This is a genomic window from Asticcacaulis sp. AC460, assembly GCF_000495795.1.
Taxonomy (GTDB): Bacteria; Pseudomonadota; Alphaproteobacteria; order Caulobacterales; family Caulobacteraceae; genus Asticcacaulis.
In genome coordinates this window covers 66,531-79,238 of sequence record NZ_AWGD01000038.1, presented here as the reverse complement: position 1 = coordinate 79,238, position 12,708 = coordinate 66,531, and the positions used below count along the sequence as shown (strand labels likewise).

Genomic DNA, 12,708 nt, shown 5'->3' with positions numbered 1-12,708 from the left:
GGAACCTGGCAAGATTAACGAATTGTCATGTGAACGCACGAAGATTTACTTATCTTCTCCTCCCCATGACAATGGGGAGGTGGCGAGCGAGCGAGGCCCCCCTATGGGCCGAAGCAAGTCGAGACGGAGGGGTTCCGGGGATTGACCACTGCCTGCAACCGAATAATCTCCCCCCATGAAAAAGCCGCTCCGCAAATACGCCCAGGCCCGCCGGATGCGCCAGGAAATGACATCTCCAGAGGTCCGCCTTTGGTCCCGGATCAAAGCCCAAGAACGCCTTCACTTCCGAAAACAACACCCGGTCGGGCCGTATATTGCGGACTTCTACTGCGCGGCGGCCAAACTCATCATCGAGGTTGACGGCCAGGTCCATGGCACCGGCGACATCCCGGAACGCGATCAACGCCGTGACGCCTGGCTGATGTCTCAAGGCTACCATGTCCATCGCATCCCGGGCTTCGAGATCATGGCTGAGCCCGATGAGATCGCGTTAGGAGTCATAACCCTGGCGGAGTCCATGATCACGAAGTGACCCCTCCGTCTCGACGCGTTTCGCCCCATAGGGGGCTCACTTGCTCGCCACCTCCCCACCTTCGGTAGGGAGGAGAAGGAAGAAAAATCACGGTCCTAATTACTTCTCCTCCCCATCTTGATGGGGAGCGGGGCGCCCCGTGGCGTGCTGAGCAAGTGAGCCCCCTATGGGGCGAAACGCGTCGAAGCGGAGGGGTCCTCTTTCCGCCCGCGCTTACGAATCCAGCACATGCCTGACCTTAGCGGCCAGTTGCTCGACGGTGAACGGCTTGCCGATCAGCTCCACACCGGGATCCAGCACGCCATTATGCACCACGGCATTGCGCGTATAGCCCGTTGTGTACAACACCTTCAGATCCGGCCTTACCCCCCGCGCCATATCGGCCAGCTTACGCCCGTTCACCTCCGGCATAACGATATCGGTGAACAACAACGCGACCTCCGGATGCGCCTCCAACAGCGCCAAGGCCCGAACCGCCCCGTCGGCCTCCAACACCCGATAGCCCAGCTCCATCAGGGCATCGCAACTGAACTGACGCACCGCCGGCTCATCATCGACGACCAGAACCACCTCCTGCTCCTCACCCAGCGGCAGGTCCGACATCTCGGACGCCACCTCATCCTCAGCCACCCCGATATACCGCGGCAGGTAGATCTTGACCGTCGTCCCCTCGCCGACCTCGGAATAGATCTTCACATGACCGCCCGACTGCTTGACGAAGCCGTAGACCTGGCTCAGCCCCAAGCCCGTCCCCTTGCCGACCGCCTTGGTGGTAAAGAACGGATCGAACGCCTTGGCCACGACCTCAGGCGCCATACCCTCACCGGTGTCGCTGATGGCGATCAACACGTATTGCCCCGCCGGCACGCCCATGTGGCGCGCCACATAACGCTCATCCAGGTGGGCGTTCTGAGTTTCGATGGTCAGCCGCCCGCCCTCGGCCATGGCGTCGCGGGCATTGACACCCAGGTTCAGGATGACGTTCTCGAGTTGGTTTGGATCGGCATGGACACTCCACAACCCGCCGGCCAGCACCGTCTCCAGCCGGATCGAACTGCCGACACTGTGACGCAGCAGATCCGACATGCCCGATACCAGCGAATTGACGTTCAGCGATTGCGGCCGCAAGGGCTGCTGACGCGAAAACGCCAATAACCGCTGGGTCAGGGCCGCCGCCCGCCTCGCCGCTTCCGCCGCCGCGTCGACCTGGCGCTTGGCGCGCGGATCGGCATCGCCCAGCCGCCGGTTCAGCAGGTCCAGCGACCCGGTAATCACCGCCAGCATGTTGTTGAAATCGTGCGCAATCCCGCCGGTCAGTTGCCCGACCGCCTCCATCTTCTGGGCCTGGCGCAGGGCGTCCTCGGTCTGGCGCAGCGCCTCGGCCTGCTGCTTTTCAGCGGTGATGTCGCGGCCATAGCCATAGATGGTGTCGCCTTCGGTGGTCGACCGCCACGACAACCAGCGCGGCGTACCATCGACATGGACAAAGCGCGTCTCGATATCGACGCGATCCGGCAAGGTGGCGGCCTGGGCCAGCCGCTCGCGCGCCGCCGGCAGGTCTTCGGGCCACATATAGTCGGAGAACGACCGGCCGATTGCCTCGGCCGGATCGCGCCCCAATATCGCCTGCCAGGCCGGACTGACCGACAGGAAGCGCCCCTGCAGATCGGTCACCACCTGGACGTCGCGTGACTTGCGCCACACCTGATTCAACTGGGCTGTGCGCCGCTGGACCTGGCTTTCCAGGGTCTCGTTCAATTCGCGTAACGCTTGCTCGGCTGCGTGGCGTTCCGTAACGTCGGCGCCCTGGACAAAGATGCGGCTGACCTCGCCATCCACGCCGGTGACCGGCTGGTAGACGAAATCGAGGAAGCGATCCTGGTAGCTGCCGTCGGCCTGCTGCAAATTGACCGGGGCGCCGAACGCCGTGAAGGCCTTGCCCGTACTGCGGACCTCATCCAGAATAGCGACAAAGCCCTGCTCGACCACTTCCGGCAGCGCCTGGCGCAGCGGCTTGCCGACCACGTCGCGGCCATTGATCAGCGAGAGATACGGGCCGTTGACATAGTCGAAAACGTGGTCGGGCCCGGACAGCACCGCCATGAAGGTCGGCGCCTGGTCGAACAAACTCACCAGTCTCTGGCGTTCGGCCGCCTGCTCACGTTGCGCCCGGATCTTGCCGGTAGTCTCGACCACGGTATCCATGATCCCGCCGATCTGGCCGTTATCATCACGAACCGGCGAATAGCAGAAGGTGAACCACGCGTCGTCCAGCTGACCGAAGCGGTCCAGCGGGATCAGGTGATCCTCGATAAAGGTCGCCTCCCCCGCCCAGGCCTTATCGATGATCGGTTTCAGATCATCCCATGCCTCGGCATAGGTCACATAATACGGCTCCCCCAGCGAATCGGCCTTGTTGCCGATCAGCGGAATATAGGCGTCGTTGAAGATGGCGATCAGGTGTTCGCCCCAGAACAGGCATTTGGGAAAGGCCGACGACAACAACAGGTCGACCGTGACCCGCAACGCCACGGGCCATTGACGGATCGGCCCCAGCGGGGTCTTCGCCCAATCGAATTCGCGCACCTTGGCGGCCATGACGCCGCCACTGGCTGGAAAGTTTGCCCGCCCCTCGGTATCCGCACTGGCCATAGAACAGTCCCTGTAACGGCATCAGGTTACAGAACGCCAAATAGCCTCTCAAGTGCAATTCCGTCCGGAATCCGCAATCCGTATCGGGCCTTTATTAATTCGCGCGACAGGCGAGACGTCCGCCCTAATTCCTCCACAATTCACGTGATGATCACGTAATTATCACGCATCCGTGATAATTACGTGATCATCACGTTATCCCTGTGGGAGGGTTCCATGAAGAGACTGTTGCTGTGCGTTTCCATGCTGGCCATGCTGACGGCCTGCCAGCCCAAGTCGTCCGAGATGTATACGGAGGCCGCCGAATACGACCAGGCCTACGCACCGTCTCCGAACACTGAACGTTATGACGGCGAGGCGGTATCGCCGATCGTCCGCGTCGCCGACCGACCGGTTTCGACCTTCGCGGTCGATGTCGATACCGGTGCCTATGCCAATGTCCGCCGCCTGCTCAATGACGGCATGAAGCCCCCCGCCGACGCCGTGCGGACCGAGGAACTGCTCAACTATTTCCGCTACGACTATCCCCTGCCGGTCGACAAATCCAAGCCCTTCTCGATCACCACCAACGTCACCACCACGCCGTGGAACCCCCATTCGCGCCTCCTGCGGGTGGGCTTGCGCGCCTATGACGTACCGCGCAGCGAACGCCCGGCGGCCAATCTGGTCTTCCTGATCGACGTGTCGGGCTCTATGGACGAAAAGGACAAGCTGCCCCTGGTCCAACACGCCCTGCGCCTGGTCGCCGACGACATGCGCCCCAGGGACCGGGTGTCGATCGTCGTCTATGCCGGCGCCGCGGGGATCGTGCTGGAGCCGACGTCGAAACCGGCCGAGGTTCGCCGCGCCCTGGACCAGCTCCACGCCGGCGGCTCGACAGCGGGTGGCGAAGGCATCGAACTGGCCTATGCCACGGCGCGGGCAGCCTATATCGACGGCGGCATCAACCGGGTGATCCTGGCCACCGACGGCGACTTCAATGTCGGCATCTCGGATCCCGAAGCGATCAAGGACCTGGTGCGCAGGAACAAGGACGACGGCATCACCCTGACGGCGCTGGGCTTCGGCACGGGCAATTACAACGAAGCCCTGATGGAGGGCATAGCCGATGTCGGTAACGGCAACTACGCCTATATCGACAGCGCTTCGGAGGCGCGCAAGGTGCTGGACGACGAGCTGTCCTCGACCCTGTTCACCGTGGCCCAGGACGTCAAGATCCAGGTCGAGTTCAACCCGGCCCAGGTGTCGCAGTACCGGCTGATCGGCTACGAGAACCGCACCCTGGCGGAAGAGGACTTCAACAACGACAAGGTGGACGCCGGCGATATCGGCGCCGGCCACCAGGTCACGGCCATCTATGAGATCATCCCGGCGGGCAACACTGGGTGGACCGACGAACGCCGCTATGCCGAGAATGCTACCCCCGTGCCCGCCTCCAACGAACTGGTCTGGCTGAAACTGCGCTACAAACTCCCCAACGGAACCGACTCGCGCCTGATCGAACAGGCGGTCCCGGCCCAGGCCTTACGCGAAGCCCGTGCAGCGCAAGGCGACATGGCGTTTGCGGTCAGCGTGGCGGCCTATGGCCAGATACTGCGCGGCGACAAGTACCTGGGAGATTTCGGTCTGGATGACGCCCGTCGCCTGGCGGGTGGCCAGAACGACTTCCGCCGCCAGGAGTTCCTGGAACTGACCAAACTGGCCGAGTCCGCAAAATAAAGCGCTGAAAACGCTATAAAATCCCCTCTCCCCGTTCTTCACGGGGAGAGGGTAAGGGTGAGGGGCGACTGTACCTTCCGCCGCACAACCGCCTTCAGAAAGCGCTCTGCCGCCCGATCTTCCCATCGGCCCACTTGAGGAAATGCACCATGTTCGGCGCGTCCGTATGCCCGCCGTCATGCTGACGCCAGGCCAGATCACCCTCCAGCAAGGGCGTCAGCACCGGCGGCATCTTGGCCGTCTGATAATCATTCCCCACGCCCAGATCCCTGGCGCCCAACAGCTTCCACACCGAGCCGGCCGCCACGGTCGCCATATAGCTGCCCTGCTGATCCAGCCATTTCGCATCCCCCATCTCTGGCACACCGTACGAAATGAACACCTTGCGCGGTGCCGCCAGGGCAATCAGCATATGCGAATCCACCGGCAGGTCATTGGCGTTCTTGGGCCCGGCATATTTCAAAAAGTTCCCCGCCATCCAGTGATAGGCGCCCGAACCGGTCAGATTCTCGACCATCTCACCATAGTTGCGCCGATACGGACTTACACCGCCCTCCCCGGCCGACCCTATCAGCCCCATATCGAACCTCTGGTCGAAGGCCATGGTCACCAGGGCTGCCTTGCCATAGCGCGACACCCCCTCGATGCCGACGTGCTTGGCGTCGACCTCCGGCCGCGTTTCGAGATAGTCCAGCACCCGTGACGCCCCCCAGGCCCAGGCCCGCAGCGCCCCCCAGTCCTCGGGCTTGCGCGGCTGGCCCTGGTTGGTCAGCCCGATGACCCCGCGCGTCAGCCCCGCGCCATTGTCCGCCTGGATATTGGTCGGATTGACCAGAGCCACGCCCCAACCATCGGCCACCAGTTGCTGGATGCGCTCCTCCGGCCCGGAGCCGGGCGGCGGCGGGAATGGCGCCGGCGTCACCAGGTCATAACCCGGATACTTGGCAAAGACCGCGGCCAGGGACGGATCGCGCGCGACCAGTTCGGCCTTCATGGCGGCATTGATACGGCCGACCTCCTCCGGCTGCGGCTGGACCGGCGCCGGGAAGCGGATCGCCCCCCAGGTAAACATGATCAAAACCGGCACGGGCTTCTGCGCCGCCCCCTCGGGCAGGATCAGCATGACCGGGACATCGACCTGGATTTCCGGATATCTCGAATTGTCCAAATGTGCGATCAATTTGGTGGCCGTCACGCGCTTCCAATTGATGAATTCGGTCTCCGACGCCTCGACGGTCCAGGTCACCTTGGGAGCGTTGGCGGGCACCCGCCCGACCACCTCGCGCTCGAAGGCCTCGACGATCTGCGGCCGCCGCGTCTGCCACCACTGTTCGGAAGTGGACACTTTGCTCCCGTCCGCCGCCACCAGGATTTCCGGCCAGTTGGGGTACGGATTGGCCCTGGCCTCATCGGTATTGGCGGCGTTGGGGGCCTTCTCGTCACCACTCGGACCCGGCCGGATCGACCCGATACCCAGCTGATCCAGCATGTTGCGCTGGTCCTGCTCAGCGGTAAAATTGACCGGTTCCTTCGCCGCGCAAGGCAAGCCCAGCAAGGCTCCGAGCACGATCAGTGATGACAGTGTGGTGCGCATAATAACCTCCCATTTTTGCCGCGCACTCTTTCACACATATTGGTCAGACGCAAAGCGATTTTGGTCTGACCTCTTCGGCCACAATTGCCACAATCCCAGTCATATTTTGCGCCCAATCCGGGCCAAACCTCAGATAGCAGCGTTCGAGAGGAACGCTCAGGGAGGTTATCATGCGTGGAATGTTACTAGCCGGCGCGGCCGCCATGGTGGTCAGCGCCAGCGTGCCGGTACCCGTGGCCATGGCGACGACACCAGCCCCAGAGGCTGCGTCACCGGTCAAATGCCAGATTCAGGGTCCGTCCGATGACGACAGCACGGTTGTGACGCTCAGGGGCACGGCGCCGAAAAAGCAGACCCGGACAAATTACAAGGCGGCACCAGCACCGGTCGTGCCTCCGCCCGTCGCCGAAATGGCCGCGCCACCTCCGCCTCCACCGCCACCACCGGCGCCGGCAATCCAGCCCCGGGCCGCGCCAAGTCCGGGCTACGCCTATAGTGCGGCCGACCTCTCCTACAACGCCCCGCCGAACACCGAAAAGTACAGTGGCGAGCCCGTCTCATCCGTGATGCGCGTGACGGAAACGCCCGTCTCGACCTTCTCGGTCGATGTCGATACCGGCGCCTACGCCAATGTCCGGCGGATGCTGAACGACGGCACCACCCCGCCCGAAGCCGCCGTCCGCACCGAGGAACTGCTCAACTATTTCCGCTACGACTATCCGCTGCCCCAGGACCGGTCCAAGCCCTTCTCGATCACCACCGACGTGGCGCAAACCCCGTGGAACGCACAAACCCGGCTGATGCGGGTGGGCCTGCGCGCCTATGACGTGCCGCGCTCGGAACGTCCAGCTGCCAACCTGGTCTTTCTGGTCGACGTCTCCGGTTCGATGAGCGATCCCGACAAGCTGCCCCTGGTGAAATCCGCCCTGTCCACGCTTTCGGACAATCTGCGCTCGGACGACAAGGTATCGATCGTCGTCTATGCCGGTGCGGCCGGCATGGTCCTGGCGCCCACCCACGAAGGTAAATACGTCAAGCAGGCGTTGGAATGCCTGTCGGCCGGCGGTTCCACCGCGGGCGGCCAGGGCATGGCCTTGGCCTATGCGACCGCCAAGGCCAACTTCATCGAAGGCGGCATCAACCGCGTCATCCTGGCGACCGACGGCGATTTCAATGTCGGCATCTCCTCGATCGACGAGGTCGAGGCCCTGGTCAAACAGAACCGCGACTCGGGTGTCACCTTGACGGCACTGGGCTTCGGCACCGGCAACTACAATGAAGGCCTGATGGAAAAGATGGCCGATGTCGGCAACGGCAACTACGCCTATATCGACAGCGCCATGGAGGCCCGCAAGGTGCTGGACGATGAGTTGTCCTCGACCCTGTTCACGGTTGCCAAGGACGTCAAGATCCAGGTCGAGTTCAACCCGGCCCTGGTGTCGCAATACCGGCTCATCGGCTACGAGAACCGCGCCCTGGCCGAGGAAGACTTCAACAACGACAAGGTCGATGCCGGCGACATCGGCGCCGGCCACCAGGTCACGGCCATCTATGAGATCGTCCCGGCTGGCGCGCAAGGCTGGCTGCCCGACCGCCACTTCACCGCCAATAACGCCAAGCCTGCGTCTCAGGGCGACCAACTCGTGTGGTTGAAGCTGCGCTACAAGCTGCCCGGTGAAGACACGTCGCGCCTGATTGAACAGGCCATTCCGGCGTCCACTGTGGCCAATGCGCAACCCGCGCGCGGAGATATGGCCTTTGCCGTCAGTGTGGCGGCCTACGGTCAGATCCTGCGCGGCGACAAATACCTTGGCGGCTATGGCCTTGCCGATGCCCGGGCCCTGGCCGGCACGCAAAGCGACTACCGTCGTCAGGAATTTCTGGAGTTGACCCGGCTGGCCGAAACCGCCAAAGTCGGGCGGTGAGTTACCCTGCGTGGTGAGAGAGAGCGAAAAGGCCCGTCCGGCATGGATGGGCCTTTTTCACGTCAGACCCGAGGCAAATACGAGGCAATAGATGCAGGTCGGATTTTCGGGAGAGCGAGGGTTAGACGGGCACCCTGGGGGGCAGAGTGCCCGTCAAAGTCGCCACGGTCGAGGGGGGAAGTGATCGCAGCGACACGTCACTGTAGTCCCGATTACAAACCGTTTCAAGCTTAACGGTTGACCGGGGGAATCCCGTCAGGTCACAACCGTTAAGCGCAGTTTTTTTGGCGTTCCCGCGATCGACCAATCGATTGCAGGCACAGGATTTTAATGTTTGTAGCCTAGCCTTCGCGGCGACCAGAAGGTGGCTGACAATCGATGAAAACAATCGCAAACGACGATTCGACGCTGCACGACCTGCAGGAAAAGGTGAAGCAGCTCAGCGAAAGCGAAGCCCGCGCCGTCCATGCCGCCTATCACGATTTTCTGACCGGAGCCCCCAATCGCGCCGCCTTCCAGCGTGAGCTGAGCCAGCGCCTTAACGGCGATGCCCCCTATTCCCTGGCCCTGATCGACCTGGACCGGTTCAAATATGTCAACGACACCTATGGCCACGCCGTCGGCGACACGCTGATCTGCGACGTGACCGATCGGCTGCGCGGTCTTTTGCCGGCCGACGCCTTCCTGGCGCGTCTTTCCGGCGACGAGTTCGGCCTGATCCTGGCCACCGAGACGGCCGAAACCGCCGAAGCCGTCTGCCAACAAGTCATGCAGGCCTGCGCGTCCGGATTCGACGTCAACGGCAATACCCTTCAGATCGGCGCCTCGATCGGTCTGTTCCTGGGCCAGGATGGCGGCCTGCGCGGCGTGACCGACCTGATGCGCTGCGCCGACATCGCCCTGTTCGCCGCCAAGCGCGCCGGCCGCAATCGCGTCTGCCGCTTCGACAAGAGCCTGGACGACAATCTGCGACGCCGCCGCGCCATCGAAGCCGGTCTGTCCAAAGCGGTGCCTCATGGCGAACTGGAATTGCACTATCAACCGATCATCGATGCTAACACCCTGGCGGTCGCTGGCTTCGAAGCCCTGCTGCGCTGGAAAAGCGCCGAGCTGGGCCAAGTGTCTCCGGCCGTCTTTATCCCGATCGCCGAGGAAAGCGGCCTGATCCGCAGCATCGGCGACTGGGTTATCCGCCAAGCACTCAATGACTGTCGCGACTGGCCGGACCAGTATGTCGCCATCAACCTGTCGGCGCGCCAGTTCAACGGCGCCGACATGGCGCAGATCCTGCGCGGCCACGCCGACGACGCCGGTGTCCCCTATCAACGCGTCCATATCGAAGTCACCGAGACGGCCTTTTTTGAGGACGCGCGCGGCGCCGCCGAGACCCTGGGCGCTTTGCGTACCCTAGGCTTCGGCATAGCGCTGGACGATTTCGGCACCGGCTATTCGTCACTATTCAGCGTCAAGAACTTCCCGCTGGACGTCATCAAGATCGACAAGTGTTTTATCGACGGCCTGGGCATCGAACCCCAGGCGGCGCCGATCATCAGCGCCGTCATCCACCTGGCCCGCGGCCTGGGGCTGGGCGTCGTGGCTGAAGGCGTCGAGACCGATGACCAGCGCCAGGCCCTGCACCTGCTGGGATGCTCGCATCTTCAGGGCTATCTGTTCTCGAAACCGCAGGACCGCGCCCGGACCCTGGCCTGGCTCAAGGCGCGCAGATAACTACCAGACGATATGCCCCAGCACGTCGGCCACCGTGGCGTTGTTGACGGTGACGACATTGCCAGAGCTCAGGGCAACCAGCACATGGGCGCCGGACTGCGACACCAGGCCGGCATTGGCGACACCGTTGGTGTAGGCATGGACGTCGATGCTGTCTTTCTGAGCGGCTGAGAAGTCAGTAATGGTGTCCAGTCCACTGCCCGCCGTGAACAGAAACACGTCCGCCCCCAGCCCACCGGTCAGTACATCCTTGCCCGACATGCCATTGAGAATATTCTTGCCGGAATTGCCGACCAGGCTGTTGCCCAGCGTATTGCCCGTGGCGTTCAGATTGGCGGATCCGGTCAGGGTCAGATCTTCGACGACCTGTCCGTAGAGCGAATAGCTGACCGAAGAGAAGATCAGGTCACGCCCCTGGCCGGCGGTTTCGACAACCTTATCGCCGGCGCTCTGGACGTAATAGGTGTCATTGCCGATGCCGCCGGCCATGGTGTCGTTGCCAGCCAAACCGTCCAGGACGTTGTTGCCGAAGTTGCCGGTCAGCAGATTGGCAAAGCCATTCCCGCCGGCATTGATATGGCCGTCGCCCAGAAGGGTGAGGTTTTCGGCATTGATCCCGGCCAGGCTGAAACTGACCGTGGCATAGACCAGGTCCGTGCCTTCGTTGGCATATTCGCCGATGACGTCGCCGACGTTATCGACATGGAAGGTGTCATTACCCAGGCCGCCGTTCATGATATCGGCACCGGCCTTCCCGTCCAGCCGGTCGTCGCCGGCCAGCCCGTTCAGCTCGTCCTTACCGCTGTTGCCAGACAGGGCGTTGTTCTGATCGTTGCCCGTGCCGCGGTTGGCGCCCGTGCCGGTAAAGGTCAGGTTTTCCACCCAGTCGCCCAGGGCATAGAAGGCCAGGCCGGTGATGACGCCGTCGACACCGCCGGCCTGGGCCTCGATAACCACATCGCCGAAATCATCGACATAGTAGGCGTCATTGCCGCCATGGCCCTGCATCGTATCGGCCCCCGCCTTGCCGTCCAGCACATTGGCGTAGCTCGTGCCCGTCAGCAGATTGTTCAGCGCGTTGCCATAGCCCGACTGCGCCGCCGGTCCAGGCGCGATCAGCACCAGGTTTTCAAGATTCGCGCCTAGGGTATAGCTCAGCCGGCTCAGCACGGTGTCCTTGCCGCCGTTGGCCGCTTCGGTGACGACGTCGCCATCATGATCAACATAATAGCTATCGTCGCCCGCGCCGCCCACCAGGGTATCCACGCCGCCGCGGCCGTCCAGCACATTGGCGCCGGCATTGCCGGTCAGGTGATTGTCACCGGTATTGCCGAAACCCGACAGGTTCGCCGTCCCGGTCAGGACCAGGCGCTCGACATTGGCGCCCAGGGTGTAGTTGAGCGACGCAAAGACCGTGTCGGTACCTTCGTTCGCCGCTTCGGTGACGACATCGCCGGCATGGTCAACATAGTAGCTGTCGTCGCCCAGGCCACCGGCCAGGGTGTCCTGGCTCAGTATCCCGCCATCCAGTTGGTCGGCGCCAGCGGTACCGGTCAGGAGGTCGTCGAACTTCGAACCGGTGAGATAGACGGACTCGATCATATAGGCGTTGGCGTCGGCCGATCCCATTTCCACCGTGTGGATGCGCAGGTCGGGACCGAGCGGCGTCGAAGCGATCAGGGTCACCGTCACCGCGCCGTCGGAGTAGGAATAGTTGGCGATCAGATGGTCTTTGCCGCCATTGGCGATCCAGGTGAAGTTCTTCTGGACCGTGGTGACGCGCAGCCAGTCGTCGCCGCTGCCGGTGGTCATGGACAGGCTTTCGACATTGCGGATCGTCGTGCCGTTGAACAGGGTGATCCCCGCCTCCGTCGTGGCGAGGGCGGCGTCATAGACGACGCTGACCGTCGCGTCGTAATAGTTGGCATTGACCAGCAGATCATAACCGGCGCCGCCGTCGATGGCGTCCTTGCCGCCATCGGCAGACAGGGTGTCGTCACCGGCGCCACCGCTCAGCGTGTCATTGCCGGTCGTGCCCCGCAGGTCGTCGCCATATGCGCTGCCGGTAATCTGGACTCGCTCGATATCGATGGCCCGACCGATGACCGGATTGGCGTAGGACCCTGCCCGGGTGACATAGCCGTCGGCGGTGGTCATGGTCACCATGCCGGCGGTGGCCGCGGAAAAATCGAGCTTCAGCGTATCGACACCGGCGCCGGCGTTCCACACGAAGGCCCCTTGCGCCGCTGAAATGGTCAGGCTGTCGTCGCCACCACCGGTCTTCAGCGTCCCCAGGCGTTCGACATTCTTCACCGACATGTACCACAACGGCTCGGTGCCGGCAGCGGTCGCTGCGGCGATAGCGTTATAGTTGACGGCGATATCGGTATAGGACAGGTCGATCGAGATGATGTCGTTACCTGCGCCGCCATCGACCTTGTCGCCACCGGCTATGCCGGAGAAGGTGTCGTCGCCGGCCGTGCCGATAAAGGTGTCATGATCCGGTGTACCGACGAAAATAGCCATCTGAACTGTCCTGAAAAACGCTGGGGAGCGCG

7 protein-coding genes are annotated in these 12,708 nt (G+C 62.9%); 4 read left to right on the top strand and 3 right to left on the bottom strand.

Features of this window, described 5'->3' with window-relative positions; translation table 11 throughout:
- The first annotated feature begins 175 nt into the window (after positions 1-175).
- Positions 176-532 (top strand): endonuclease domain-containing protein, encoded by a 357-nt coding sequence (locus tag ABAC460_RS44970; protein WP_023455436.1) that lies wholly within the window; start codon positions 176-178, stop codon positions 530-532.
- A 213-nt stretch (positions 533-745) separates the two neighbouring features.
- On the opposite strand, the gene ABAC460_RS44965 is transcribed toward ABAC460_RS44970, so the two are convergent.
- Positions 746-3,184, bottom strand: a complete 2,439-nt coding sequence (locus ABAC460_RS44965; RefSeq protein WP_023455435.1) for a hybrid sensor histidine kinase/response regulator — start codon at positions 3,182-3,184, stop codon at positions 746-748.
- Positions 3,185-3,400: 216 nt separating this feature from the next.
- Between ABAC460_RS44965 and ABAC460_RS44960 the strand changes: the two genes are divergently transcribed.
- Positions 3,401-4,903, top strand: coding sequence for a vWA domain-containing protein (locus ABAC460_RS44960; protein ID WP_031237434.1), 1,503 nt, complete (start codon positions 3,401-3,403; stop codon positions 4,901-4,903).
- Positions 4,904-4,997: 94 nt separating this feature from the next.
- Here ABAC460_RS44960 and ABAC460_RS44955 read toward each other — a convergent pair whose 3' ends face one another.
- Positions 4,998-6,497, bottom strand: coding sequence for an alpha/beta hydrolase family protein (locus ABAC460_RS44955; RefSeq protein WP_023455433.1), 1,500 nt, complete (start codon positions 6,495-6,497; stop codon positions 4,998-5,000).
- A gap of 170 nt (positions 6,498-6,667) precedes the next feature.
- Here ABAC460_RS44955 and ABAC460_RS0125225 point away from each other — a divergent pair, with 170 nt between their 5' ends.
- Both ABAC460_RS0125225 and ABAC460_RS44950 read left to right on the top strand, forming a co-directional pair.
- On the top strand, positions 6,668-8,422 hold the full coding sequence (locus ABAC460_RS0125225) for a vWA domain-containing protein (protein WP_031237433.1): 1,755 nt from the start codon (positions 6,668-6,670) through the stop codon (positions 8,420-8,422).
- Positions 8,423-8,800: 378 nt separating this feature from the next.
- Entirely contained in the window at positions 8,801-10,150 is a 1,350-nt protein-coding gene (locus tag ABAC460_RS44950; RefSeq protein WP_023455431.1) for a putative bifunctional diguanylate cyclase/phosphodiesterase, read from the top strand.
- On the opposite strand, the gene ABAC460_RS44945 is transcribed toward ABAC460_RS44950, so the two are convergent.
- On the bottom strand, positions 10,151-12,676 hold the full coding sequence (locus tag ABAC460_RS44945; RefSeq protein ID WP_023455430.1) for a beta strand repeat-containing protein: 2,526 nt from the start codon (positions 12,674-12,676) through the stop codon (positions 10,151-10,153).
- Positions 12,677-12,708: the final 32 nt, after the last annotated feature.

Bases quoted from the DNA above. Each gene is read 5' to 3' on its own strand.
- ABAC460_RS0125225 (WP_031237433.1), top strand. From the start codon at position 6,668: ATGCGTGGAATGTTACTAGCCGGCGCGGCCGCCATGGTGGTCAGCGCC.
- ABAC460_RS44965 (WP_023455435.1), bottom strand. From the start codon at position 3,184: ATGGCCAGTGCGGATACCGAGGGGCGGGCAAACTTTCCAGCCAGTGGC.
- ABAC460_RS44945 (WP_023455430.1), bottom strand. From the start codon at position 12,676: ATGGCTATTTTCGTCGGTACACCGGATCATGACACCTTTATCGGCACG.
- ABAC460_RS44955 (WP_023455433.1), bottom strand. From the start codon at position 6,497: ATGCGCACCACACTGTCATCACTGATCGTGCTCGGAGCCTTGCTGGGC.
- ABAC460_RS44960 (WP_031237434.1), top strand. From the start codon at position 3,401: ATGAAGAGACTGTTGCTGTGCGTTTCCATGCTGGCCATGCTGACGGCC.
- ABAC460_RS44950 (WP_023455431.1), top strand. From the start codon at position 8,801: ATGAAAACAATCGCAAACGACGATTCGACGCTGCACGACCTGCAGGAA.
- ABAC460_RS44970 (WP_023455436.1), top strand. From the start codon at position 176: ATGAAAAAGCCGCTCCGCAAATACGCCCAGGCCCGCCGGATGCGCCAG.